The organism is Chelativorans sp. ZYF759 (assembly GCF_012911015.1).
Classification (GTDB): Bacteria; Pseudomonadota; Alphaproteobacteria; order Rhizobiales; family Rhizobiaceae; genus ZYF759.
Genome location: NZ_WVVV01000004.1, coordinates 62,298 through 87,707, shown reverse-complemented (window position 1 = coordinate 87,707; position 25,410 = coordinate 62,298). Strand labels below are relative to the sequence as shown.

26 protein-coding genes are annotated in these 25,410 nt (G+C 65.6%); 14 read left to right on the top strand and 12 right to left on the bottom strand.

Translation table 11 applies throughout. The annotated features are described in order from the left end of the window. Positions 1–65: 65 nt before the first annotated feature. From uraH to xdhC, 5 genes are read left to right on the top strand one after another with little or no spacing between them, the layout of a single operon-like run. On the top strand, positions 66–431 hold the full coding sequence (gene uraH / locus GRZ55_RS08280; protein ID WP_169286441.1) for a hydroxyisourate hydrolase: 366 nt from the start codon (positions 66–68) through the stop codon (positions 429–431). Continuing rightward, on the top strand, positions 432–1,895 hold the full coding sequence (gene xdhA, locus GRZ55_RS08275; protein WP_368856599.1) for a xanthine dehydrogenase small subunit: 1,464 nt from the start codon (positions 432–434) through the stop codon (positions 1,893–1,895). After that, positions 1,895–4,237 (top strand): xanthine dehydrogenase molybdopterin binding subunit, encoded by a 2,343-nt coding sequence (xdhB, locus tag GRZ55_RS08270; protein ID WP_169286440.1) that lies wholly within the window; start codon positions 1,895–1,897, stop codon positions 4,235–4,237. Before xdhA ends, xdhB begins: the two co-directional genes overlap by 1 nt. Beyond that, positions 4,234–4,380, top strand: a complete 147-nt coding sequence (locus tag GRZ55_RS08265; protein WP_169286439.1) for a hypothetical protein — start codon at positions 4,234–4,236, stop codon at positions 4,378–4,380. Before xdhB ends, GRZ55_RS08265 begins: the two co-directional genes overlap by 4 nt. A gap of 59 nt (positions 4,381–4,439) precedes the next feature. Next, on the top strand, positions 4,440–5,270 hold the full coding sequence (gene xdhC / locus GRZ55_RS08260; RefSeq protein WP_169286438.1) for a xanthine dehydrogenase accessory protein XdhC: 831 nt from the start codon (positions 4,440–4,442) through the stop codon (positions 5,268–5,270). Here the strand turns inward: xdhC and GRZ55_RS08255 are convergent. Both GRZ55_RS08255 and GRZ55_RS08250 read right to left on the bottom strand, forming a co-directional pair. Beyond that, on the bottom strand, positions 5,200–5,469 hold the full coding sequence (locus tag GRZ55_RS08255; RefSeq protein ID WP_169286437.1) for a hypothetical protein: 270 nt from the start codon (positions 5,467–5,469) through the stop codon (positions 5,200–5,202). The genes xdhC and GRZ55_RS08255 overlap by 71 nt on opposite strands. Before the next feature lie 98 nt (positions 5,470–5,567). Further along, entirely contained in the window at positions 5,568–6,488 is a 921-nt protein-coding gene (locus tag GRZ55_RS08250) for a LysR family transcriptional regulator (RefSeq protein WP_169286436.1), read from the bottom strand. Positions 6,489–6,621: 133 nt separating this feature from the next. Here GRZ55_RS08250 and GRZ55_RS08245 point away from each other — a divergent pair, with 133 nt between their 5' ends. The 3 genes from GRZ55_RS08245 (at position 6,622) to GRZ55_RS08235 (ending at position 10,641) form a co-directional block, all read left to right on the top strand. Continuing rightward, the gene (locus tag GRZ55_RS08245; protein WP_169286435.1) at positions 6,622–7,839 is read left to right on the top strand and encodes a urate hydroxylase PuuD; all 1,218 of its coding nucleotides are present in this window, start codon (positions 6,622–6,624) and stop codon (positions 7,837–7,839) included. Between the two features lie 232 nt (positions 7,840–8,071). Then, a complete protein-coding gene (gene guaD, locus GRZ55_RS08240; RefSeq protein WP_169286434.1) occupies positions 8,072–9,382 on the top strand; it encodes a guanine deaminase in 1,311 nt (436 codons plus the stop codon). Beyond that, the gene (locus tag GRZ55_RS08235) at positions 9,379–10,641 is read left to right on the top strand and encodes a glycerate kinase (RefSeq protein WP_169286433.1); all 1,263 of its coding nucleotides are present in this window, start codon (positions 9,379–9,381) and stop codon (positions 10,639–10,641) included. The genes guaD and GRZ55_RS08235 overlap by 4 nt, the downstream gene beginning before the upstream one ends. A 3-nt stretch (positions 10,642–10,644) precedes the next feature. Here the strand turns inward: GRZ55_RS08235 and GRZ55_RS08230 are convergent, their stop codons facing one another. The 7 genes from GRZ55_RS08230 to GRZ55_RS08200 all read right to left on the bottom strand — a co-directional run bounded on the left by GRZ55_RS08230 (position 10,645) and on the right by GRZ55_RS08200 (position 16,779). After that, entirely contained in the window at positions 10,645–12,117 is a 1,473-nt protein-coding gene (locus GRZ55_RS08230; RefSeq protein WP_169286432.1) for a UdgX family uracil-DNA binding protein, read from the bottom strand. Further along, positions 12,114–13,355: a putative DNA modification/repair radical SAM protein gene (locus tag GRZ55_RS08225; protein WP_169286431.1), complete on the bottom strand. Its 1,242-nt coding sequence runs from the start codon at positions 13,353–13,355 to the stop codon at positions 12,114–12,116. Before GRZ55_RS08225 ends, GRZ55_RS08230 begins: the two co-directional genes overlap by 4 nt. A gap of 53 nt (positions 13,356–13,408) precedes the next feature. Then, positions 13,409–14,383 (bottom strand): WD40 repeat domain-containing protein, encoded by a 975-nt coding sequence (locus GRZ55_RS08220; protein WP_169286430.1) that lies wholly within the window; start codon positions 14,381–14,383, stop codon positions 13,409–13,411. A gap of 3 nt (positions 14,384–14,386) precedes the next feature. Next, positions 14,387–15,367: a GTP-binding protein gene (locus tag GRZ55_RS08215; RefSeq protein WP_169286429.1), complete on the bottom strand. Its 981-nt coding sequence runs from the start codon at positions 15,365–15,367 to the stop codon at positions 14,387–14,389. Positions 15,368–15,435: 68 nt separating this feature from the next. Beyond that, the gene (locus GRZ55_RS08210; protein WP_169286428.1) at positions 15,436–15,729 is read right to left on the bottom strand and encodes a type II toxin-antitoxin system RelE/ParE family toxin; all 294 of its coding nucleotides are present in this window, start codon (positions 15,727–15,729) and stop codon (positions 15,436–15,438) included. Then, entirely contained in the window at positions 15,726–15,980 is a 255-nt protein-coding gene (locus tag GRZ55_RS08205; RefSeq protein ID WP_169286427.1) for a CopG family ribbon-helix-helix protein, read from the bottom strand. The genes GRZ55_RS08210 and GRZ55_RS08205 overlap by 4 nt, the downstream gene beginning before the upstream one ends. A 43-nt stretch (positions 15,981–16,023) precedes the next feature. Continuing rightward, a complete protein-coding gene (locus GRZ55_RS08200; RefSeq protein ID WP_169286426.1) occupies positions 16,024–16,779 on the bottom strand; it encodes a creatininase family protein in 756 nt (251 codons plus the stop codon). Positions 16,780–16,899: 120 nt separating this feature from the next. Here GRZ55_RS08200 and GRZ55_RS08195 point away from each other — a divergent pair, with 120 nt between their 5' ends. From GRZ55_RS08195 to GRZ55_RS08175, 5 genes are all read left to right on the top strand, one after another. Next, entirely contained in the window at positions 16,900–17,385 is a 486-nt protein-coding gene (locus GRZ55_RS08195) for a MarR family winged helix-turn-helix transcriptional regulator (RefSeq protein ID WP_169286425.1), read from the top strand. A 71-nt stretch (positions 17,386–17,456) separates the two neighbouring features. Further along, positions 17,457–18,398, top strand: a complete 942-nt coding sequence (locus tag GRZ55_RS08190) for a DMT family transporter (RefSeq protein WP_368856598.1) — start codon at positions 17,457–17,459, stop codon at positions 18,396–18,398. A gap of 65 nt (positions 18,399–18,463) precedes the next feature. After that, complete coding sequence (locus GRZ55_RS08185; RefSeq protein ID WP_169286647.1) at positions 18,464–19,483, top strand: LacI family DNA-binding transcriptional regulator; 1,020 nt, start codon at positions 18,464–18,466, stop codon at positions 19,481–19,483. A 44-nt stretch (positions 19,484–19,527) separates the two neighbouring features. Next, positions 19,528–20,538 carry a 2-hydroxyacid dehydrogenase gene (locus tag GRZ55_RS08180; RefSeq protein WP_169286424.1) on the top strand — a complete coding sequence of 337 codons (1,011 nt, stop codon included), beginning with the start codon at positions 19,528–19,530 and terminating at the stop codon, positions 20,536–20,538. A 93-nt stretch (positions 20,539–20,631) separates the two neighbouring features. Continuing rightward, the gene (locus tag GRZ55_RS08175; RefSeq protein ID WP_169286423.1) at positions 20,632–21,018 is read left to right on the top strand and encodes a hypothetical protein; all 387 of its coding nucleotides are present in this window, start codon (positions 20,632–20,634) and stop codon (positions 21,016–21,018) included. Positions 21,019–21,025: 7 nt separating this feature from the next. Here the strand turns inward: GRZ55_RS08175 and GRZ55_RS08170 are convergent, their stop codons facing one another. After that, positions 21,026–21,793, bottom strand: a complete 768-nt coding sequence (locus GRZ55_RS08170) for a gamma-glutamyl-gamma-aminobutyrate hydrolase family protein (RefSeq protein WP_169286422.1) — start codon at positions 21,791–21,793, stop codon at positions 21,026–21,028. Positions 21,794–22,035: 242 nt separating this feature from the next. Here GRZ55_RS08170 and GRZ55_RS08165 point away from each other — a divergent pair, with 242 nt between their 5' ends. Next, positions 22,036–23,136: a TRAP transporter substrate-binding protein gene (locus GRZ55_RS08165; RefSeq protein WP_169286421.1), complete on the top strand. Its 1,101-nt coding sequence runs from the start codon at positions 22,036–22,038 to the stop codon at positions 23,134–23,136. An 84-nt stretch (positions 23,137–23,220) separates the two neighbouring features. Here the strand turns inward: GRZ55_RS08165 and GRZ55_RS08160 are convergent, their stop codons facing one another. Then, complete coding sequence (locus GRZ55_RS08160) at positions 23,221–24,609, bottom strand: TRAP transporter large permease subunit (RefSeq protein WP_169286420.1); 1,389 nt, start codon at positions 24,607–24,609, stop codon at positions 23,221–23,223. Between the two features lie 6 nt (positions 24,610–24,615). After that, a complete protein-coding gene (locus GRZ55_RS08155; protein WP_169286419.1) occupies positions 24,616–25,167 on the bottom strand; it encodes a TRAP transporter small permease subunit in 552 nt (183 codons plus the stop codon). Positions 25,168–25,410 lie beyond the last annotated feature (243 nt).

Genomic DNA, 25,410 nt, shown 5'->3' with positions numbered 1-25,410 from the left:
CATTGCATTAGGCTTGCGCGGTGAACCATAACGAGAGTGCCGGATCACGGCAGCGAGGAGCATTCATGTCGAACGCCTCGGGCGGACGCCTCACCACCCATGTTCTCGATACGGCCTCGGGGCGCCCCGCCGCGGGACTGAAGATCGCCCTCTACGCGGTCAGCGGCAATTCGCATCGCAAGGTCAAGGAAGTCGTGACCAACGCCGATGGCCGCTGCGACGCGCCGATCCTGGAAGGCAAGGACTTCAAGACGGGCCAATACGAGCTGGTGTTCTTCGCCGGCGACTATCTGCGCGGCCTCGGCGCCGATCTGCCCGATCCGCTTTTCCTCGACCAGATTCCGATCCGTTTCGGCATGGCGGAGGCGTCGCACTACCATGTGCCGCTTCTGCTTTCGCCTTTCGGCTATTCCACCTACCGGGGAAGCTAAGTGGCCCGTTCCGAAATACGTTTCATCCTCAATGGCGAGGACATCGCCCTGTCGGCGGTGCGTCCCGACGAGACGCTGCTCGATTTCCTGCGCCTGCGCCGTTCGCTGCGCGGCACGAAGGAAGGCTGCGCGGAAGGCGATTGCGGCGCCTGCACGGTGCTGGTCGGCCGGCTTGCCGATGGCGAACTCGTCTATGAAGGCGTCAATGCATGCATCCGGTTCCTCGGTTCGCTTGATGGCAGCCATGTCGTCACCGTCGAGCATCTGCGGCGACCGGATGGCTCGCTGCATCCGGTGCAGCAGGCCATGGTCGATTTTCACGGCTCGCAATGCGGCTTCTGCACGCCGGGTTTCGTGATGTCGCTTTATGCGCTGTGGATGCGCGAACCGGCACCTTCGGATGCGGCGATCGAGAAGGCGCTGCAGGGCAATCTCTGCCGCTGCACGGGCTACGAGCCGATCGTGAAGGCCGCGCGGGCATTCGACACCTATGGCGATGCCGCAAGCGATCCGCTTGCGACCGAACGCACGGAGATGGCGCGCCGGCTGGCCGATCTGCGCGACGGTTCGCGCGTCGAGATCGGCGAGGGCAAGGACCGCTTGGTCGTGCCGTCCTCGCTCGACGATCTGGCCGATATTCTGGAAGCCGAACCGAAGGCGACCATCGTCTCCGGCTCCACCGATGTCGGACTCTGGGTCACCAAGCACATGCGCGACATCGCGCCCGTGGTCTTCATCGGCGGTGTCGAGGAGCTGCGCACGGTTATCGAAGACGAGACGTCGATCACGCTCGGCGCCAATGTAAGCTACACCGATGCCTATCGGTCGCTGGGCGCGCGCATCCCCGCCTGGCGCAGCCTGCTCGACCGCATCGGCGGCGATCAGGTGCGCAACATGGGCACCATCGGCGGCAACATCGCCAACGGCTCGCCCATCGGCGACACCCCACCGCCGCTGATCGCGCTCGGCGCCACGCTGACCCTGCGCAAGGGGGCCAAGACGCGCGACCTGCCGCTCGAGGATTTCTTCATCGATTACGGCAAGCAGGACCGGGGGTCAGGCGAATTCGTCCAATCCGTCACCGTCCCCTTGCCGAAGCCGGGCGCGATCTACCGCGTCCACAAGGTGACCAAGCGCCGCGACGAGGACATCACCGCCGTGCTGGGCGCCTTCCATCTCGAGATCGAAGGCGGTCGCTGCGTCTCCGCGCGCATCGCCTATGGCGGCATGGCGGCCACGCCGAAGCGGGCGAAGGCCGTGGAGGCCGCCCTTGTCGGGCGCGACTGGAACGAGGCGGCGATCGAAGAGGCCGTGGCGGCACTGGCCCAGGACTTCGCGCCCATCTCCGACATGCGCGCTTCGGCCGAATATCGGCTGCTCGCCGCCCAGAACCTGATCCGCCGGTTCTATCTCGAGACCGCCGGCGAAGAACGCGTGACGCTCCAGCGCTACGAGGAGGCGTGATGACCCGCCACCAGCCCAATCTCACGGCCGAGAAGATCGTTGGCGGCGTCGCCACCGACACGCGGCACGATTCCGCCCACAAGCACGTCACCGGCGAGGCGGTCTATATCGACGACATGGCGGAGCCGGCCGGCACGCTGCATGCCTGCCTCGGCCTTTCCACCGTGGCCCACGGCAAGATCATCGGCATGGACCTCACCGCCGTTCGCGCGGCGCCCGGCGTGGTGGAGGTGCTGACCGGGCATGATGTGCCGGGCGAAAACGACATCTCGCCCTCCGGCCGCCATGACGAACCCATTCTGGCGACCGAGAAGGTCGAGTTCTTCGGCCAGCCCATCTTCGCCGTCATCGCCGAGACGCGGGAAGCGGCGCGCCGCGCCTGCGCCAAGGCAAAGGTCACTTACGAGGAACTGCCCTTCGTCACCGATGTGGGCGCGCTCGATCCGGCCAGCGACAAGCTCGTCACCGAGCCCCTGACGCTGAAGCGCGGCGAGGCGGCAGAGGCGATCGCCGCAGCACCCCGCCGCCTGAAGGGCTCGATGCGGATCGGCGGCCAGGATCATTTCTATCTCGAGGGCCACATCGCCATGGCCGTGCCCGGCGAGGACGACGACGTCACCGTCTATTCCTCGACCCAGCACCCGAGCGAGGTGCAGCACATGGTGGCCCACGCGCTGGGGACCTCCTCGCATTCCGTCACCGTCGAGATACGCCGCATGGGCGGCGGCTTTGGCGGCAAGGAAACACAGGGCAACCAGTTCGCCGCCATCGCCGCGATCGCCGCCAAGAAGCTGAAGCGCGCCGTGAAGATCCGGCCCGACCGCGACGACGACATGATCGCCACCGGCAAGCGCCACGATTTTCTCGTCGACTACGAGGTCGGCTTCGACGAGGCCGGCAATATTCTGGGCGTCGACTATCTCTACGCCGCGCGGTGCGGCTTCTCGTCCGACCTTTCAGGCCCCGTCACCGACCGGGCGCTGTTTCACTGCGACAACGCCTATTTCCTGCCGGCCGTGAAGGCGGTCTCGGCACCGCTCTACACCAACACCGTTTCGAACACCGCCTTCCGCGGCTTCGGCGGGCCGCAGGGCATGGTCGGCATGGAGCGGGTCATCGACGAGGTGGCCTTCGCCACCGGCCTCGACCCGCTGGATGTGCGCAAGCGCAATTTCTACGGGACCGACGAGCGCAACGTCACGCCCTACCACCAGACGGTCGAAGACAACATTCTCGACCGCATCGTGGGCGAGCTCGAGAAAAGCGCGGATTATGCGGGACGGCGCGAAGCCATCGCCGCGTTCAATGCCGGGTCGAAAATCATCAAGCGCGGCATCGCGCTTACGCCGGTCAAGTTCGGCATCTCGTTCACCGCCACCCATTTCAACCAGGCCGGTGCGCTCGTGCATGTCTATACCGACGGTTCGGTGCATCTGAACCATGGCGGCACCGAGATGGGGCAGGGGCTCTACGTCAAGGTCGCCCAGGTGGTGGCCGAGGAGTTCCAGATCGACGCGTCCAACGTGAAGATCACCGCCACGACCACCGGCAAGGTGCCCAACACCTCGGCCACGGCGGCCTCGTCGGGCACCGATCTCAACGGCATGGCGGCCCAAAACGCGGCGCGCCAGATCAAGGACCGTCTGACGGCCTTTGCCGCGGAAAAATACGACCTGCCGGCCGAGCAGATCGTGTTCCTGCCCAACCGGGTCAGGATCGGCAACCAGGAGATCCCCTTCGGCGATCTGGTCAAGCAGGCCTACATGGCCCGCATCCAGCTTTCGGCGGCCGGCTTCTACAAGACGCCCAAGATCCACTGGGACCGGGACGCGGGTAGCGGACGCCCCTTCTATTATTATGCCTATGGCGCGGCCTGCGCGGAAGTCTCCATCGACACGCTGACGGGCGAATACATGGTCGACCGCGTCGACATCCTGCACGAGACCGGCCGCTCGCTGAACCGCGCCATCGATATCGGCCAGATCGAGGGCGGCTTCATCCAGGGCATGGGCTGGCTCACCACCGAGGAGCTGGTCTGGGACGACAGGGGCAGGCTGCGCACCCACGCGCCGTCGACCTACAAGATCCCGCTCGCCTCCGACCGCCCGAAGATCTTTAACGTCACGCTCGCCGACTGGGTGGAGAATGACGAGGAGACCGTCCACAAATCCAAGGCCGTGGGCGAGCCGCCTTTCATGCTCGGCATGTCCGTCCTCCATGCGCTGTCCGATGCGGTGGCCAGCGTCGCCGACCACCGCATCTGCCCGCGCCTCGACGCCCCCGCCACGCCTGAACGCGTGCTGATGGCGGTGGAACGGCTGAAACGGGAGGCATCTTCATGACGCGGATCAGGAAGGAGCAGCCTTTGACTTTCGAAGAGAAAACAGCCCGGCCTTCCACTGCCCAGGCGATCAAGGAACTGCAGCAGGGCAGGGGAAAGCGCTTCGAAAAGCCGGAAGCGCTGCTCGAGGATCTGGACATCTAGCCGATGCGTGCCGTCCTCCGCTCCGATCTCTTCAGAGAGTGAAAGCAGCGACAATAGCCATGACCTTCCTGTCTCGCTCCCTGCATGCCTTCCTCGCCTCCTCCCCGGCCGTGGCGCTGGTGGAGGTCGTGTCGGCCAATGGCTCGACCCCGCGCGAGGCGGGGGCGTGGATGCTGGTCTCGCCCGTGGCGATCTTCGGCACCATCGGCGGCGGGCAGCTCGAATTCATGGCGATCGACCGTGCGCGCGAGATGATCGAGGCGGGCCGGCCGGCAACCGACCTGCTCGACATTCCGCTCGGACCGGAGATCGGCCAGTGCTGCGGCGGCCGGGTGAAGATCGACATCGCGCTGGTGGATGAAGAATTGCGCGAGGCGATCCCTGGACGCATCGAATGGGAGGATGCACAGCGCCCGCATGTCTACCTCTTCGGCGGCGGCCATGTCGGCACCGCCCTGGCGGCGACCCTGTCGCTGCTGCCGCTTCATGTCGTGGTGGTCGAGACCCGCGCCGATGCTCTTGGTGACATGCCGGAGGGGATCGAGACCCGCCTGACGTCGGTCCCGGAAGAAGTGGTGCGCGATGCGCCTTCTGGTTCCGCCTTCATCGTGCTCACCCACGACCACGCGCTCGATTTTCTCATCGTCGGCGAGGCGCTCGCCCGCGCGGACTCCGCCTATGTCGGCATGATCGGATCGAAGACCAAGCGTGAGACCCTGCGTCGCTGGTATCTGAAGGAGGCCGGCGGCGACGAGGCGACCTTGTCGCGCCTCGTCTGCCCGATCGGCGGTGCGGACGTGAAGGACAAGCGCCCCGCCGTCATCGCGGCGCTGGTGGCGGCGGAGGTGGTGCGAGAGCTTTCCGCCGCATCAGCCCTCGGATCAGCGTGACGAAGAAGAAGATCGCGAAGCCGGGAATGGCGGACGCGATGGCGAAGGACGCAGCCCCCATCTCGCACCCGCCCGCATCGCCCGGTCCGCAGCCGCCGGCCGCATAGGCAAGCGCCAGCACGCCGAAGAAGGCGAGGATGGGGATTGCGATCAGGCCGGCGAGCCCGAAGAGCGTCGATCGCAGAAGCAGCATCGGCATGCGGGAACCTCGGCCGGATGATCGTTGTCACACTCTAGAGGCTCATGCATCGATGCGCCATCGGGATTTACGGCCATGCCATGTGGTGACTCTGGCCGTCATCGCCCGGCCAGGATCTCGCGGATCATGCGCTGGCAGCGCTCGGCCATGAAGTCGAGCAGCAGGCGGACCTTGGGATCCTGATAGTTCTTGTGCGGGTAGACGGCGGCCAGCTGCACCGGTGGGGGGGCATAATCGGCGAGCACGATCTTCAGCCGCCCGTCGCGGATGAAGGGCTCGATGTCGAAGCGCGGCTTGTTGATGATCCCGCGCCCGCTCAGCGCCCAGCCGGTGATGACGTCGCCATCGTCCGAATCGAATGGGCCGGCCACTTCGAACTTCTTTGGCCCTTCCGGCGTGTTCAGGGTCCAGTAATGCTCGAGCGTGCCGGGGAAACGCAGCATCAGGCAGTCATGGCGTTCACCGACAAGTTCTTCGGGGCGCGTCGGCTCGCCGCGCCGTGCGAGATAGGCGGGGGAGGCGGCCAGCACCCGTTCGCACTCCATGATGCCACGCCGCTTGAGGCTGGAATCCTCGAGCAGGCCAAGGCGGAAGCCGACATCGATGCCTTCACGCATGATATCCACGTTGTGGTCCGACAGGCGCAGCCGGACCTCGATCTCGGGATAGCGGTCGCGAAACTCCGGAATGCCGGAGGCGATCAGCCGGCGGCCGAGGCCGAGCGGTGCGGTCACCTTGATCGTGCCCCGCGGCTGGCCGGAGATGGCGGAGATCGCGGCCTCCGCTTCAGCGACCGCGTCGAGCACCCGCTTGGCGCCGTCATAAAAGACCCGGCCGTGCTCGGTCGGCATCAATTGCCGCGTCGTGCGGTTGAACAGCCGCACGCCGAGAAATTTTTCCAGTTCCTTGATCCGGTTGGAAGCCACCGCCGGCGAGATGCGCATGTCGCGACCCGCCGCAGACAAATTGCCGAGCTCGACGACGCGAACGAAGACGGCGATGTTGTCCAGATAAGCCATGAGAGCGACTTAGCCTCAAAATCAGCGGGTCTGCCATCATTTTCCAGATTTTTTTGAAAGTCATGGGCCTGCTCTCCCCTTTCGCTTGGCGCGGGAAGCCGTAATGTCGGCGTGATCAACCGACAGGCGCACGATGTACGAATTCACTATCCTCTGGGACTGGCTCAACTTCGGCGTGCGCTGGCTGCACGTCATTACCGCGATCGCGTGGATCGGCTCGTCCTTCTATTTCATCGCGCTGGATCTCGGGCTGGTGAAGCGTCCCGGCATGCCCGAAGGCGTGCATGGCGAGGAATGGCAGGTCCATGGCGGCGGCTTCTATCACGTCCAGAAATATCTGGTCGCGCCGGCCCGCATGCCCGAGCACCTGACCTGGTTCAAGTGGGAATCCTACGCCACCTGGCTATCCGGCTTCGCGCTTCTGGCCATCATCTATTATGCCGGCGCCGACCTCTATCTGATCGACCGCAACGTGCTCGACGTCTCCGCGCCCGTCGGCATCCTGATCTCGCTGGCCACGCTCGGCGTGGGCTGGCTGGTCTACGACCTCCTGTGCAAATCGCCGCTGGGCCGGAACGACAATCTCCTGATGATCGTGCTGTTCGCGGTGCTGGTCTTCATGGCGTGGGGCTACACGCATCTCTTCACGGGGCGTGCGGCCTTCCTGCATCTGGGGGCGTTTACCGCCACCATCATGACGGCCAATGTCTTCCTCATCATCATTCCCAACCAGAAGATCGTGGTCGCGGATCTCAAGGCAGGCCGTGCGCCGGACCCCAAATATGGCCGCATCGCCAAGACGCGCTCGCTGCACAACAATTACCTGACGCTGCCCGTCATCTTCCTGATGCTGTCGAACCACTACCCGCTGGCCTTCGCCACGCAGTTCAACTGGGTCATCGCGTCGCTCATCTTCATCATCGGCGTGCTGATCCGGCACTATTTCAACTCGATGCACGCCAGGAAGGGCAATCCGCACTGGACCTGGGCCGCCTCGGCCGTCCTCTTCCTGATCATCGCCTGGCTGTCGACCGCGCCGTCGGTGCTGACCGGCGAGCACCGCGCCTCCTCCACCGCCGAACGTTTCATGGCCTCGACACATTTTTCGGCAGCGCGGGATACGGTGATGGGACGATGCGCCATGTGCCACGCCGCCGAACCCGCCTGGGAGGGCATCCATGTCGCGCCCAAGGGCGTGCTGCTCGACAGCGACGAGATCATCGCCGAGCGCGCGCACGAGATCTACCTGCAGGCAGCCCGCAGCCACGCCATGCCGCCCGGTAATCTGACGCATATGACGCAGGAGGAGAGGGCATTGCTCGCGGCCTGGTTCGAGGAGGTGAGGAAGTGAGGGGCGTGCGGATCTCCCCCCCTCCGTCTCGGGCTGCGCCCGAGCCACCTCCCCCCCACTTCGTGAGGGGGAGGATAGGCCAATCGCCGACGCTGCGTATCCTCTCCTGCCCGGGGGAGTGGATACGCAATGGCAAGCCTGGCGCCCATCCTCCACCCCACCTCGTGGGGGGGAGGTGGCACGCGAAGCGTGACGGAGGGGGGGGGCTTTACTCCCGGGGAAGGCCCCACCCATGACCCTCCTCCTCCGCGGCCGTCTGCTCACCTTTCTCCGCGCGCCTGAAGGCGTCGACGACCGCACCGCCTATCGCTACGAGGAAGACGGCGGGCTGGTCATCCGCGACGGCAAGATCGTCGCCATGGGTGCCTTCGCCCCGATCTCGCAAGGCGAGGGCAGAGACCTCGAGGTGGTCGACCATCGCCCGCATCTCATCCTGCCAGGCTTCGTCGACGCGCATGCCCACATGCCGCAGATGCAGGTGATCGCCAGTTTCGGCGCCGAATTGCTCGACTGGCTGAACAACTACACCTTCCCCGAAGAGACGCGCTTTTCCGACCCCGCGCACGCCGCCCGCATCGCCAGGCGTTTTCTCGACGAGTTGATCCGCCACGGTACCACCACCGTGGCTGCCTATTGTTCGGTGCATCCCGAAAGCGTCGACGCGCTCTTTTCCGAAGCGCTTTCGCGCGACATGCTGGTGCTGGCCGGCAAGGTGATGATGGATCGAAATGCGCCGGACGGCCTGCGCGACACTCCCCGGAGTTCCTATGACGACACGCAGGCGCTGATTGTGAAATGGCATGGCACGGGGCGCCTGCACTACGTGGTCTCGCCGCGCTTTGCCATCACCTCCTCGCCCGAGCAGATGGAGATGGCGGGCGCGCTGATGCGAGAGCACCCCGAGCTCCATATGCAGACCCATCTGTCGGAAAATCGCGCCGAGATCGAGCTGGCCTGCAGCCTCTATCCTGAAGCGAAGGACTATACCGACATCTATGCGCGCTATGGCCTCTTGGGCGACAAGGCGCTGATCGGGCACTGCATCCACCTGTCCGAGCGCGAGGCCGACGCGATGTCGGAGACCCGTTCGGTCGCGGTCTTCTGCCCGACCTCCAACCTCTTCCTCGGCTCGGGCCTGTTCGACTGGCAGCGCTACCGCAAGCGCGACAAGCCGCTGCGCGTGGCGGCCGCCACCGATGTCGGCGGCGGCACCAACTACTCGATGCTGCGCACCATGGACGAGGGATACAAGATCATCGCGCTTCTGGGCGAGAAGATCGACCCGCTCTCCTCCTTCTGGCAGATCACCCGCGGCAATGCCGAGGCGCTGTCGCTCGGCCACCGCATCGGCACGCTTGAACCCGGCACGGATGCGGATCTGGTCGTGCTGAATTCCGCCGCCACGCCCAACATGGCCCTGCGCATGGAGCGCATCGAGACGCTGGCGGAAGAATTGTTCATGCTGCAGACGCTGGGCGACGACCGCGCGGTGGTGGAGACCTATGTCGCGGGCAGGGCGATGAAGGGCGGGTTGGGGAGTTGATCGCCCCCCGCGAGTTCTTCACCTCCCTCTTCACCGCCGCCGTCGCCGCGGCCGATCCCGAGCGAACCATCCGCGGCTTCCTGCCGGACAAGCCCAGGGGCCGGACCATCGTCATCGGCGCGGGCAAGGGGTCGGCGCAGATGGCGCGGGCCTTCGAGAATGCCTGGGACGGTCCCATCGAAGGTGTCGTGGTCACGCGTTACGGCTACGCCACGCCCTGCGAGCGCATCGAGATTCTGGAGGCCGCCCACCCGGTGCCGGACGCGGCGGGGCTCGAAGCCTCCCGCCGGCTGTTTAAGGCGGTCCAGGGCCTGACCGAAGACGATCTGGTCGTTGCCCTCATATCCGGCGGCGGGTCGGCACTGCTGCCGGCCCCGCCCGAAGGCATGAGCCTCGAAGACGAGATCGCCGTCAATGAGGCGCTGCTTGCCTCCGGCGCGCCGATCTCGGCCATGAACACGCTGCGAAAGCACCTGTCGGCCATCAAGGGCGGCCGCCTGGCGCTGGCCGCCCATCCGGCGCGTGTGGTCTCGCTGATCGTCTCCGACATTCCGGGCGACAACCCGGCCTTCGTGGCCTCCGGGCCGACCGTGCCCGATCCCGCGACGCGGACGGACGCGCTTTCAATCGTCGAGGCCTACGGCATCAGCCTGCCGGACGCGGCCAAACGCCATCTCGCGACGGATGCCGCCGACGCGCCAAAACCCGACGATCCACGCTTTTTCGGCAACACAGTGCACATCATCGCTTCGGCCGCCGTCTCGCTGGAGGCAGCCGCCGAAGAGGCGCGGCGCCACGGCGTCGAGGCTGTCATCCTGTCGGATGCGATGGAGGGCGAGGCGCGCGAGGTGGCAGGCGTCCATGCCGCGATCGCCCGCGAGATCGCCGCCCGCGACCGCCCGTTCAAGAAGCCGGTCCTGCTCCTCTCGGGCGGCGAGACCACGGTCACCATCCGCGAAAAGGGCGGCAGAGGCGGGCGCAACAGCGAATTCCTGCTGGCCTTCGCGCTCGCCATCGACGGCATTGAGGGCATCCATGCCTTCGCCGCCGACACGGACGGCATCGACGGATCGCAAGACAATGCCGGCGCCTTTGCCGACGCCACCACCGCCGCCCGCATCCGCGCCGCCGGCTTCGACCCCCGCGCCATGCTTTCCCGCCACGATGCCTGGACCGCTTTTCATGCCATAGGCGATCTCTTCGTGCCCGGCCCGACGGGGACGAATGTCAACGATCTGAGAGCGGTGCTGGTGGTGTGAGGCTCACGCCCCCATCAACCCCTTCACCTTGCGCATGTCGTCCAGGAAGCGGCCGCGTTCGGCGGTTTTGGTGGCCGCGTCGGGCAGCCGTAGCAGATAGGATGGATGCACGGTCACGAACACCTTCAGCCCGTCCTCGCGCTCCAGCGTCCGCCCGCGTTCCTTCGTCACCGCCACCGCGCGCCCCAGCAGCGCCTGCGCGGCGGTGGCGCCCAGCGCGACGGCAACATCGGGGCCGATCAGCCGCAATTCGTTGCCCAGCCACCAGTTGCAGGCCTTCACCTCGCCGGCATTGGGCTTGGCATGGATCCGCCTCTTGCCGCGCGGCTCGAACTTGAAGTGCTTCACCGCATTGGTGACATAGGTGATGCGCCGGTCGACGCCGGCCTCCTCCAGTATCTGGTCGAAGAGGCGGCCGGCAGGCCCCACGAAGGGTTTTCCGGCCAGATCCTCCTGGTCGCCCGGCTGCTCGCCCACGAAGACGATGCGGGCGTCGTCCGGTCCCTCGCCGAAGACGGTCTGGGTGGCCTCGCGCCAGAGCGGGCAGCGTCGGCAGCCTTCGGCCTGGCGGCCCAGTTCGGCCAGCGTGGCCGCTTCGCCATCGGCTACGGCCGTTTCCTCGGCCTTCGTCCAGTAGCGTTCCTGGACCTTGGCATGGTGTGGGGCAGGGGTGGTGGGTATGCGATCGATCATCTCCCTGGCGGATTTCTCGGCACCCTTGATCAGATCGGGAATGAGCGAGGCCTCGGGCAGGTTCCGCCAGTATTTCTTCGGCATCTCGGCCTGCATCGCCTTCACCTTGAGCCGGGCCGGGTTGAAGATGGAGGCGAAATAGGTCCGCCAGAGCTCGTTCTGGGCATCTTCTCCCGGTGCGTCGGCGCGGCTCGCTGCCGGCCCGATCGAGAGGTTTTCGCCATCCCAGTCGGCCGAGCCCTTGGGCGTCAGGATCGTCCAGCGCATGCCGGTGAAGCGGCGCACGAAAAAGGGTGCATTGCGCTCCACGATGAAATGCTCCGGCTCGAACCAGGCCACGAAACGTTCGTCGAACCCTTCGCCGACCTGAACGAAGCGCACGAAGGCGCGCATCTTGTGGCAGTCGCGGCGGACGGATTTCTCCATGCGCCCCAGCCGCACGACATCCGGATCGGACGCGATCTCCAGCAGCTTCGGTTCGGACGCAAGCCGCCACAGAATCCGGTAGAGGAAGGCGTACCGGTCGTGGTCCGAATGGCAGGCGACGGTCGCCGCCCGCTCGGGAAAGGCGCGCGGGACGCTCAGGACCGAGGCATTCTGAGGCAAGGGCGGCAGCGGCCGGTCGGCCGACAGCAGGTCGCCCACCCCATCGACCTGCCAGTCGATATCGTGCGGCGGGATGCCGTTCAGGACAAGCCTGCGCGCGGCCTCGCGCCAGCCATCCATGTCGACCGGCCCCGACAGCTGCACCGCATAGCGTGCCGGAACCAGCGCGGCCGTCATGCCGCGAAGAGGTCGAGCTGCGCCGGGCGCGGCGCGAGCTGGCCGCGCAGCTTCTCGCCGTCGAGGCTCGCGCCAGGCGACCAGCCTTCCGCCACGATGAAAGGCCGCACCTTGGCGATGGCGGGGCAGATGCGTCCGACATCTTCCAGGCGAAGGCTGCGGTGGCGGCGCGACTGGAGGATGCGATCGACCGTCCGAGTGCCGAAACCCGGCACCCGCAGCAGCATCTCGCGCGAGGCCCGGTTGACGTCGAGCGGAAACAGGCCGCGATTGTCGAGCGCCCAGGAAAGTTTTGGGTCGATCGCCAGGTCCAGCATGCCGTCCGGCCGGCCCGCCACGATCTCGGCGCGGTCGAAACCGTAGAACCGCATCAGCCAGTCGGCCTGGTAGAGCCGGTGCTCGCGCATCAAAGGCGGCTTCATGGCCGGCAGCGCGGCCGAGGCATCGGGGATGGGGGAAAAGGCGGAATAGTAGACGCGGCGCAGGCGGTAGCTGCCATACAGCCTTGCGCTGGTGCCCAGTATATCCGCATCGTTGGTGGCATCGGCGCCGACGATCATCTGGGTCGACTGCCCGCCCGGCGCGAACCTCTTCTTCCTCCTGGTCTGCAAGGTGGGTTCGGCATTCTCCTCGATCTTCGAACGCAACCCGGCCATCTGCCTGCGGATGCCGGCAGGCCGCTTCTGCGGTGCCAGCTGTTCCACGCCCTCGTCGGTCGGCAGTTCGACATTGATCGACAGCCGGTCGGCGTGAATTCCGGCCTGCTCGATCAGTTCCGCCGCCGCTTCGGGAATCGTCTTCAGGTGGATGTAGCCCTGGAAGCCATGGTCGACGCGCAGCCGCCGCGCGATCTCGACCATCTCGCCCATCGTCTCGTCGGGCGAGCGGATCACGCCTGACGACAGGAACAGCCCCTCGATGTAGTTGCGCTTGTAGAAATCCAGCGTCAGCTGGACGACTTCGTCGATGGCAAAGCGTGCGCGGCGGACGTTGGACGACGAGCGGTTGATGCAGTAGGCGCAATCATAGATGCAGAAATTGGTCAGCAGGATCTTTAGAAGCGAGATGCAACGCCCGTCGGGTGCGTAGGAATGGCAGATGCCGGAGCCTTCCGTCGAGCCGATCCCCTTCGATTTCAGCGAGTGGCGGCCCGCCGCGCCCGACGAGGCGCAGGACGCGTCATATTTGGCGGCGTCGGCAAGGATGGAGAGTTTTTCACGAAGGGGGATGGCGGGCATGAGTTCATGTTATGTTCCATTGCCTGCCCGCGCATTTAACTTTGACGTGATGATCAGCCCGATATGTCGATAATCCCGCATTCGCCCGTTTCGGCCCCGAAGGCGATGCGCTGGCCGGCGCTGTCCCAGGCCATCGCGGTGACCGCACCCTTGCCGGGGCGACGCAGAAGCACCTCCTTCTGGTCGGCGAAGCGGGCGGCGATCACCATGCCGTCGCCATAGCCGATGGCGAGGATGTCGGAATCCGGGTGGCAGGCGACGCAGGTGACCATCGTGTCACCGCGCGTCCCCAGTTCCAGCGGCGCCTTGCCCATCGGTCCGTCCTTGGCCTGGAAGGGCCATACGATCGCGGCTGGCGCGCCGGAGGAGGCGAGCCACTTGCCCTTCGCACTCCACGAAAAGCTCTTCACCTTCGCCGGATAGCCCGACATGCGCATGTGCTTGCCGTCGGAAAGCTTCCAGCCGTGCAGCGCGCTCTCCTGCATGGCGGTGACAAGGAAATTGCCGTCGGGCGAGAAGGTGACGGCCGTATGTGCGCCGGCCCATTCGAGTTCGGTCGGCTTGCCGTCGGTGGCAGGAAAGTGGAGCGTCGCCCCATTGTAGCGGGCGACCGCAATGCGCAGGCCCTTGGGCGCGAAGGCGACGCCTTCGACGGAACGGGGATGCTCGAGCTTCTTCTCCTTGGCGTCGGGCAGCAGGACATGGGCGATGCGCCCCGTGGCGAACGCGACGGCGCCCTGCGGTCCGGCGGCAAGGCTCGTGACCCATTTGCGGCCGATTTCGGCCAGGGTCTCGACGCCGCCTTCGGGCGAGATCTTGCAGACGCGGCCGTCCTCGCCCGCCGTCAGCAGCGCCTTGCCGTCGAGCGTGCGGGTCGCGGCCAGCAACCCGTCATTTGCCTCGACCTGCTTGTGGCCATTGTCGAGCCGGTGGACGACACCATCGGCAAGCGCGAAATGCGGGGTGTCATCCAGCCAGGCCGTGGCGATGCAATGGCTGTCGAGATCGAGCGGAGCGACGGTCGGCACGGCTCAGGCCTGGCACGCTTCAAAGGTGCGGCGCAGCCGCTCGGCGTCGAGGTCGCGGCCGATCAGCACCAGCCGGCTCTCCCGCTTTTCCTCTTCCCGCCACTCGCGCTGATGATCGCCTTCGAGGATCATGTGTACACCCTGGACGACATAACGCTCGGCATCGTCCTTGATGGCGATGATGCCCTTGAGACGCAGGATGTTGGGGCCGTCGATCTGGGTGGTCTTCTCGATCCAGGGGAAGAATTTCTTGGGATCCATCTCGCCCCCGCGCAGCGAAATCGATGTCACGCCGCTGTCGTGGGTGTGGTCATGGGCATGCTCGTCGTCAGCGTCGAGGAAATGCGGGTCGTTGTCGACGGCGCGCTTGAGATCGAAGGCGCCCCGGTCGAGCACCTCGGCCAGGTCCACGCCGGAACGCTCCGCCCTGTGAATGCGGGCTGCGGGGTTGATGGAGCGAATGGACGCCTCCACCTGCCGCAACTCGTCCTCCGTGACGAGGTCGATCTTGTTGAGCACCACCACGTCGGCAAAGGCGATCTGCTCGGCGGCCTCGTGGCTGTCCTTCAGCCGCAGCGGAAGGTGCTTGGCGTCGACCAGCGTCACCACGGCGTCGAGCCGGGTCTTGGCGCGCACGTCGTCATCCATGAAGAAGGTCTGGGCCACCGGCGCGGGGTCGGCGAGGCCCGTGGTCTCGACCAGAATGGCATCGAAGCGACCCGGACGGCGCATCAGGCCTTCGACGGTGCGGATCAGGTCGCCGCGCACCGTGCAGCAGATGCAGCCATTGTTCATCTCGTAGATCTCCTCGTCGGATTCCACGATGAGATCGTTGTCGATGCCGATTTCGCCGAATTCATTGACGATGACGGCGTAGCGCTTGCCGTGGTCCTCGGACAGGATGCGGTTCAGGAGCGTCGTCTTGCCGGCGCCAAGATAGCCGGTGAGAACGGTCACGGGAATTTGCGTCTGCGGGTCGGACATGGGGAGCCTCGGATAGAGTGCGGTCTGGCCCCGCGATATAGTGGCCATGGAGCCAATTTGCACGCCCCTCATTCCGGCCATTCGTCGTCCGGCCAGTTTCGCGCGCCGTGAATGATTCGGAGAATGACGATCATCTCGCCCTGAATGACATAGGCGATGATGTAGGGCGTTCGGCCCACGGATTTTTCGTAGGTACCCAGCACTCGCCCGGAACGGCCTGTTGGCATTTCGGCCAGGCGCCGGGCCGCGCGATCTATGCGCTCGGCCACGAGTTGCGCCGCCGAAAGGTCGTGTTCGGCTATGTAGGCGATATCCTGTTCGAAATCCGCCAGCGCGGTTTCCGCCCAGACCAGCCGCCTCATCTGGTCTGGCCAGTCCGGTCGATGGTGGCCTTGATCCGTCGCATTGCCTCGTCATGCGGCACCACCCGGCCCGCCGCCGCGTCCGCCAGGGCGCGATCGATACCTTCGACGACGGACAGTTCGCGCTCCGCGTAGTCGGCGATGGCCTGCGCCGCGAGAAAGGACAGGCTGCGATTGGTGTGTCCCGCCAAACGCTCGAGCTTGTCCTTGGCCTCGGTCGGCAGACGGACGGTCATCGTTGTACTGGTCATTTGCCGGTCCCGACATGTTTGATTGTACACAACTTAACACGACCTAGCACAGATCGGCCAGCTCGAACCGCTCCACATCGGCGACAAGCTCCGCCAGGCCCTTGACCGCATGATCCAGTATCCGCTCGCCGGCCTGGGCGCTGGCCGCTGCGGCGTTGCCGACCACGCCGTCTTGCGACAGGTCGCCCATCTTCCAGCCGAAGGCGTGCGGGCCATAGGCGCGCAGATGGCTGAAGTCGCGCGCAAAACCGCTCTGGGTCGAGGGGAAGTCCCGCGCCTTGTCCATCTCCACGAGGTCCGGGCGCAGTGCCAGCATGACGGAGGTCTCGATGAAACCGCCATGGATGCCGATGGCACGTTCTTCCTCCGCGACCAGATCCGGCGGATAGCCGAATCGCGTCCAGCTGGTGGCGACCGCAAGCATGCCGCAACGCACCCGCAATTCGGTCGCGACGATGGTCATCAGGGGGGAATTCCCGCCATGGGCATTCAACATCATGAATTTGCGTATGCCGCGCTCGCCGGCGCGCCTGCCGATGCCGATCCAGCGCTCGATCGCCTCGTCATAGTCGAGGCTTTGCGAGCCGGCGAAATCCAGATGCTCGGGCGAATAGCCGATCTGTTCAGCAGGTTCGAACACAACCCTGCCGGGATGGGGAAGGACCTTGGCCAGCCTCGCGGCGATCCCTTCGGCAATGATGGTGTCGGTCTCCAGCGGCAGATGCGGCCCGTGCTGCTCGGTCGCGCCGAGCGGCAGGATGGTTATCTCGGGCGAGACGGTTGTTTCGCTGGCTGTCATGTTTCTGCAACGTCGCTTTGCGATATGGACTGTGCGCGAGGAACGCTAGCGTGCCGATCGATGCTGCGGCAAGCTGTTTGGGTTCCGGCGCGCTGGCTGGGTGAAGAAGAGGACGTGCACATGTCGAAAACCGCGCGCGGGATGACCCTCAACCGGCTGCAGGCCGCCTCGCGTCTGACGCGCACGGCGCTTGCCGCTCGGCTGATCGCCCATGGTTTTTATGCGGGGCAGGACCAGGTGATGATCGTCTTGTCGCAGGAAGACGGAATCACGCCGGGCGTTCTGTCGAATCGCCTGGGCGTGCGTCCGCCGACCGTGACCAAGACCGTGGCCCGCCTGCAGGCCCAGGGGATGGTCGAGAAACTTGCATCCGCCAGCGACCAGCGCCAGGCCAATATCCACCTGACCGAAAAGGGCGGCGAGGCGATCAAGGCCATCGAGAAGGCGCTTCGCAAGACGGAGAAGCAGGCCTTGAAGGGCCTCGACAAGAAGGAGCAGAAGCAACTGGCCAAGCTGCTTGCGCGCGTCGAAGCCAATCTCACCGACATCGAGTTTGTCGAGGAGCCCGAGGACGCGAGCGAAGCCGAAGAGACGGAGCCCGCCTGAGAGCGAGGCACTTGCGCCATCGCGTCCGACAGTTGTAGTTGACCGATGTCCCGCCTGTCGGATCGGTATTCGTGAGTTCCTCAACCTCCACCCCGGAAGCTGCAGCGCCGTTCTCGGCGATCCTGTGCATGCTGGGCGCGGGGCTGCTGTTCACCTTTCTCGACACGACCGCAAAATATCTGGTGCTGGCCGGGCTCGACGTGCAGTTCGTGGTCTGGATGCGCTATGCCGTGCATCTCGTGCTGGTCCTCATCCTGTTCAGGGCGTGGTCGAGCGGCAAGCTCTTCAAGACGCGCAGCCTGCCCATGCAGGTTCTGCGGGCCGCCTTCCTGCTCGGCTCCACGTTGTTCAACTTCCTGGCGCTGCAGACGCTGCAGCTGGCGGAAACCGTATCGATCTTCTTCTTCGCGCCGATGGTGATCACCGCCCTGGCGGGGCCGCTTCTGGGCGAATGGGCGGGCTGGCGCCGTTGGGCGGCGGTCGGGGCGGGGTTCGTCGGCGTGATGCTCATCACGCGTCCGGGGCTCGGCACGTTCGGACTCGGGCACGTCTTTGCCCTCTGCTCCATGCTCTCCTACGTCTTCTACGCCATCATGACGCGCAAGATGGGCGCCACCGAGAGTGCGGAGAGCATGATCTTCTACTCCGCGCTCGCCCCCGTGGTGATGATGGCCCCGGTCGTGCCCGTCTACGGCTCGATGCCCGACAGCTGGCTGATCCTGATGCTGCTTCTGTCGCTCGGGGTCTATGGCGGTGTCGGCCACTGGCTGATCATCAAGGCGTTCAAGCAGGCGACCGCCACGGCGCTGGCGCCCTATCCCTATCTCCAGATGGTCTGGATGATCGGCGCCGGTTTCCTCGTGTTTGGCGACCTGCCCGATGGATGGACGCTGGCGGGCGCTGCGGTCATCGTGGCCAGCGGCCTCTACATCGTCCATCGCGAGCATCGGCTGCGCCTTGCCAGCCGGACGGCACCCAATACCGAGACCAGCGACCTGGCGAAAAAGCTTTGACTCCGCGTCGCGCAATGGCTTAAGCCCGATTTAAACAGTTTAACACTGTTGGGAGGGGCGGAGCGCTGGGACAAAAGATCAAGCTGTCGACGATGGCCGAGGCCTTGGGGGTCTCCACCGCCACCGTATCGCTGGCCCTGCGCGACAGCCCGCTGGTGGCCGATGCGACGCGCGAGCGCATCAAGGAACATGCCCGCGAGATCGGCTATATCTACAACCGGCGTGCCGCGAGCCTGCGCACGTCGAGATCCGGCATTCTGGGTGTCGTCGTGCGCGACATCATCAACCCGTTCTACGCCGAGATCCTGGGCGCCATCGAGGACGAGCTGGACCGCTCCCGCCAGACCTTTCTCCTGTCGAACCATTACGACCAGCTCGAAAAGCAGCGCAACTTCATCGATACGCTTCTGCAGCTGGGCGCCGACGGGGTGATCATGTCGCCGGCGATCGGCACACCGGCCTCGGATATCAGGATGGCGGAGGAAAACGGCCTGCCCGTGGTGCTGGTCGCGCGCTCGGTGGAGGGCGCCGACGTTCCCGTCTTCCGCGGCGATGACGCCTACGGCATCGGGCTGGCCACCACCCATCTGATCTCGCTCGGCCACAAGCGCATCGCGATGATCGGCGGCACCGACGAGACCTCGACCGGCCGCGACCGCTATCAGGGTTATGTCCGCGCGATGGAGGAGGCCGGTCTTGCCGTGAAGCCGGAATGGCGCATTCCGGGGCCTCGCAGCAAGCAGGCGGGCTTCGAGGCGACGGAAGCCTTCCTGGCGTTGCAGGACAAGCCGACGGCAGCGGTGTGCTGGAGCGATCTCGTCGCCATCGGCTTCATGAACGGCCTCGCCCGCGCCGGCTTCAAGCCCGGCGCCGACATATCCGTCACCGGCTATGACGATCTCGAGGAATCGGCGATCGCGACACCGGCGCTGACCACGGTCTGGAACGGGCAGCGCGACGTCGGGCATCGCGCCGCGCGCGCGCTTCTCGACCGTCTGACGGGCAAGGATGTCACCGGCAGCCAGGAACTCATCAGGCCCGAACTGCACATCCGCCAGACCACCGGCGCCCCGGTCGAGCGCTGAGGCGACATTGCCGCAACAAGGCGATCCCTCTAACCTTCGGCGAAATGCCGAACCAAACCTGGAGACCCGATTTGGCCGACCTGAAATCCGTGACCGTCCTTCTGCCCGGCAACGCGCATCCGCAGACCCTCAAGCGCCTCGAGGAGAATTTCGACCTCGTGCGCATCGAGCGCGCCGATCCGGCGCTGATCACCGAGGAGATCGCCGCCAGGGTCAAGGGCATTTCGGCCATGACGCGGATCGACGCGGCCACGATCGACGCCTTGCCCCATCTCGAGATCATCGCCAATTTCGGCGTCGGCTATGATGCGGTGGATGCGCCGCATGCGGGTAAGAGCGGCGTCATGGTCACGAATACGCCCGACGTGCTGACCGAAGAGGTCGCCGACACGGCCATCGCGCTGCTGCTCAACGCGGTGCGCGAACTCTACCGGGCGGAGGAGTGGCTGCGCCACGGCAAATGGGCCGGGCAAGGCCCGTACCGCCTGACCGCCGGCACGCTGCGCGGACGCAAGGTCGGCATCTTCGGGCTCGGCCGCATCGGCAAGGCGGTCGCTCGCCGCGTCGAGGCCTTCGGCCTGCCGATCGCCTATCACAACCGGCGCGAGGTGGAGGGCGTCTCCTATGACTACTACCCCTCGCTGGTCGAACTCGCGCGTAATGTCGACACGCTGATCTCGGTCGCGCCGGGAACGCCGGAGACCGACAAGGCCGTGAATGCCGATGTCTTGCAGGCGCTCGGCTCCGATGGCGTTTTCGTCAATATCGGTCGCGGCACGACGGTCGACGAGGATGCGCTCGCCAGGGCCCTGGCCGACGGCACCATCATGGCCGCCGGGCTCGACGTCTTCGAGAAGGAGCCGCATGTGCCGCAGGCCCTGATCGACGCGCCCAACGCGACGCTGCTGCCCCATGTGGGCTCGGCCACCGTCCACACCCGCAAGGCGATGGCCGATCTGCAGGTCGACAATCTGGTTTCCTGGTTCTCCAGGGGGGAAGCCGTGACGCCGGTCCCCGAGACGCGCCACGTCGCCAAGGGTGCACGCCAGGGCTGAGGCCGTCAGGCCGGCGTTTCCACTTCGTTAACCACACCCCGTCACCCTGGTGGCAGGCGGGGGTGATTCGGCAACGGAGATGGATCTGTGCGAATGATCTTTACGACCTGCCTTGCGGGTCTTTGTCTTGGCGGCCTCGCGAGTCTGGGTGAACCGGAAACCGCCGCCGAGGGCGCCATCGACCACATGGTGACGGGCGCCATTCCCACATCGGAGCGTTTCAGCCTGCACGTGAACGGGCAGGCGGCTTCCTGCGCGCTGGAGCGGTATGGCGACAGCTCCATGCGGGCGGTGGGGCCACAATGCCACGATCTGCCGCATGGGCTCGCGGACGCCTCCGACTGGACCGAAACGGCGGACGGGGCGGTGGTGCTGGCCCATGCCGATGGATCGGTCCTCATGCAGTTCGCCGTGTCCGACGGCGCGGCCTACGAATCCTTCGATCCGCCCCTGCCGATGGTTCTCCTGGCCGCCGAGTAGGAAGGCCTCATTCGGCCGCGCGCAGGCGGCGGCCGGCTGCATGATCGCGCACCGCATCGCCGAAGGCGCGAAAGATGCGCGCCGAGGCATCGTCGCTGGCCGCCCAATATTCCGGGTGCCACTGGACGCCAACGGCAAAACCGGGCGCATCGACGACGGAAACGGCCTCGACCGTCCCGTCCTCGGCCACCGCCTCGACGGTCAGGCGCGGCGCAAGCGCGCCGATGCCCTGGCGGTGCACGGAATTGACCATGATCTCGCCGGCGCCAAAAATGTCGGCCATGCAGGTTCCCGCCGCGATCCGCACGGGATGGCGGATGGCGAAGCGCTCGTCCTGGTCTTCGGAGGGCGCCGCGCGATGGTCCATCCGGCCCTCCATCTCCTGGATTTCGGTCGCCAGGGAGCCGCCGAGCGCCACGTTGAGCTCCTGTATGCCCCGGCAGATGGCCAGCACCGGCACGCCGCGCTCGATCGCCTTGCGAATCAGCGGCAGCGTGGTGGCGTCGCGCCGCTCGTCATAGGGGCCGTTCTTTTCGCTGGCCTCGCCGCCATAGAGCGCCGGGTTCACGTTGGTCTTGGAGCCCGTCAGCATCACGCCGTCGACGCTGGCCAGAAGCGTGTCGAGGTCCAGCCGGTCGCCGAAGGCCGGCACGAGAACGGGAAGCACGCCGGCCACCGCAACCGCCGCCTCCAGATACTGGTCGGGCGCGGCGTGCCAGGTGTATCTTTCGAACTCGCGGATATCGGTCGAGACGGCGACCAGGGGCTGAATCATGGACATTGTTCCTTGCGCGCGGCGTCCGCGACCTTCTTTCCTTTCCACTTAATGCCCTCCCACGGCAATTGGAACCGGGCAGTGCGGCTGGCTGAAGATGTCGGTTAGTCTTAAGCCCCGCAAATGCTGGACTTCGTAGCCTTCGAGTGTATGTTGCGGGCTTCGTGGAGGGGGCTGGGAAGAGACCGCGCCTCCTTTGTCGAATGCTCATTCAGTGAACATCCAGTGGGAGGACTACCCTAATGAATCGTCGTTCATTCCTGAAGAAAGCCGGCCTCGCCGGTGCCGGCGCGGCTGCCGCGTCGACGCTTGCGGCGCCCGCAATCGCTCAGGGCAACCAGACCTGGCGCATGGTCACCACCTGGCCGCGCAACTTCCCCGGCCTCGGCGTCGGCGCCCAGCGCCTTGCGGAACGCATCACCGAGGCAACCGACGGCCAGCTGACCATCCAGGTCTTCGCCGGCGGCGAGATGGTGCCGCCGCTGCAGGCGCTCGATGCCGTCATCGACGGCTCGGCCGAGATGAGCCATGGCGCGGCCTATTACTGGCAGAACAAGAGCGTCGGCCTGTCCTTCTTCACCGGCGTGCCGTTCGGCATGACCTCGCGCGAATTGACGGCCTGGGTGCGCTATCTCGGCGGCCAGGAGATCTGGGACGACATCTACGACCAGTTCGGCCTCAAGGGCTTCCTGTCGGGCGACACCGGCACGCAGGCCGGCGGCTGGTTCCCGGACGAGATCCAGAATCTGGAGCAGCTCCAGGGCATGCGGTTCCGCACCCCCGGCCTCGGTGGCCAGGTATGGCAGCGCATGGGCCTCTCGGTGACCAACATGGCTGCCGGCGAGATCTTCCAGGCGCTGCAGTCCGGTTCGTTGGATGCCGCCGAATTCGTCGGCCCCTACAACGATCTGGCGCTCGGTTTTCATCAGGTCCGCAAGCACTACTACACGTCGAGCTTCATCGAGCCCGGCCTTGCCACGGAACTGGTCGTCGACAAGGCGAAGTATGAAGAGCTGCCGGCCAATCTCCAGCGCATCATCAGCGATGTCTGCCAGGCCGAATACGATCAGGTCGCATCCGACTTCTACGCCAACGATCCGCGCGCGCTGCGCACGCTGATCGATCAGCATGACGTCATCGCGCATCCGCAGTTCCCCGACGACGTCCTGCAGGCTGGTGCCGAGGCATCCAAGGACATCCTGTCGGAGCTGCTCGATCACGAGGACGCGCTGACCAAGCGGACGGCAGAGAGCTTCGTCGAGGCCCTGCGCCTTCTGCGCACCCGCACCGAAGGCACGGATATGGGCTTCCTGCGGGCCCGCGAGCAGTTCTTCGACATCTGATCGATCGATACCGCGAAAACGGAAACGGCCGGAGCGCAAGCTCCGGCCGTTTTGTTTTGCCGATGACGTGTCGGGGGCCTCAGGTCAGTAGAGGACCCTCGGCAGCCAGAGCACGATGTCGGGGAAGATGAAGAGCAGCGCGATGGCCACGATCTGCAGCACCACGAAGGGAATCGCCCCGCGATAGATCATGCCGGTCGATATGCGGTTCGGCGCCACGCCGCGAAGGTAGAAGAGCGAGAAGCCGAAAGGCGGCGTCAGGAAGGAAGTCTGCAGGTTGACGCCGACCATGACGCCCACCCAGACCGGATCGAGGCCGAGCAGCAGCAGGACCGGCGCCGTGATCGGAATGACGATGAAGATGATCTCGAACGTGTCGAGGATGAAGCCGAGCACGAACATGATCATCATGACGACGATCATCGCGCCGATGGCGCCGCCGGGGAGCGCCGTCAGGAATTCATGCACCAGGTCGTCGCCGCCCATCTGCCGGAAGACGATGGCGAAGACCGACGCGCCGAACAGGATGATGAAGATCATGGCGGTGATCGAGGCGGTCGAGACGACCACTTCGCGCAACACCTTGAAGGAGAGCCGCCACCTGAGCGCCGCCAGCAGCGTCGCGCCGACCGCACCCACGGATGAGGCTTCGGTGGGTGTGGCGATGCCGCCAAGGATCGAGCCCAGGACGGCCATGATGAGCAGGAGCGGCGGCACGAGGGCGGTCAGGACCTCCTTCCACAATCCCTTGCGCTCTTCTTCCGGCACCGGCATGGCGGGCGCGGATTCGGGGTCGACGATCGCCTTGAAGATCATCCACGCCAGATAAAGCCCGACCAGCATGAGGCCGGGGAAGAACGCGCCTGCGAAGAGATCGCCGACGGACACCGATTGCGGCGCGAAATTGCCCTGCGACATCTGCACCTGCGCATTGATGCCGGCCAGCATGTCGCCCATGAAGATGAGCACGGTCGAGGGCGGGATGATCTGTCCCAGCGTGCCCGAGGCGCAGATGACGCCGCAGGCGAGCTTGGGATCGTAGCCCGCCCGCATCATGGCGGGCAGCGAGATCAGCCCCATCGTGACCACGGTGGCGCCCACGACGCCGGTCGAGGCGGCCAGCAGGGCACCCACCAGGATGACGGAGATGCCGAGACCGCCGCGCAGGCTGCCGAACATCTTGCCCATGGTCAGCAGCAGCTGCTCGGCGATCTTGGAGCGCTCCAGCATCACGCCCATGAAGATGAAGAGCGGAACGGCCACCAGGACCTCGTTGGTCATGAAGCCGATGTAGCGCCCGGCAAGCGCGCCGAAATTGGAGGGATCGAACACGCCGAAGATCATGCCGACCATGGCGAATATCAGCGAGGTTCCGGCCAGCGTGAAGGCCACGGGAAAGCCCAGCATCAGCATGCCGATCACGCCGAAGAACATCAGTCCGGCAAGGATCTCGCCGATCAGTACGGGGTCCATGCGGGCCTACTCCTCGTCGGACGGGTAGCGGTAATAGGGATGCAGAAGTTCCTCGCGCCCCGCCAGGACAAGGATCGAGCGCAGGAACATCGCGATGCCCTGTATCGCGACAAGACCCGCGAATACCAGGATGAAGGTCTTGAGGATGAAGAGCCCTGGCATGCCGCCAATATTGGCGGAGCCCTCATAGAGCCGCCACGAGCGCTGGATGAAGGGGAGCCCGTAGATGGTCACGATCCAGCAGAAGGGCAGGAGGAAGACCACGACGCCGATCATGTCGGCGATCGCCTTCCAGCGCAGCGAGGCCGGCCGGTAGAAGATGTCGACGCGCACGTGATCGCCCTTCAACAGGGCGTATCCCGCGACCGCGGTGAACATCGCCCCGTTCAGCCACACATAGAGATCCTGCATCCACAGCCTGGTGGTCGAAAACGCGTAGCGCTGCACCACGACGGCAAAGCAGACGATGACGATGGCAAGCGCCAGCCAGGCGAAGATGTTGCCGATCAGCCAGTTGAGCCCGCCAATGGCTCTCACGATGGTGGCTATTGCACGCAAGGGCAGGGTGCTCCGTTTCGGGCGTCTGGGGTCTCGCACAGCTCGGGGGAACAGGCACAGGGAAGGGGCATGCCGTCATGCATCGCGAATAAATCGTCGGATCGCGCCATGTGAGCCTCCCATTCCCGGTATCGTCCGCCAGGTTCCCTGCCGGCGCACGTCACCGTCTCCATCTGCCTTCCCGCCCGCGCGGGACACTTGTCGGTCCTGCTGCGCGGCGCGGTCGGGCTGGTCTATTAACAG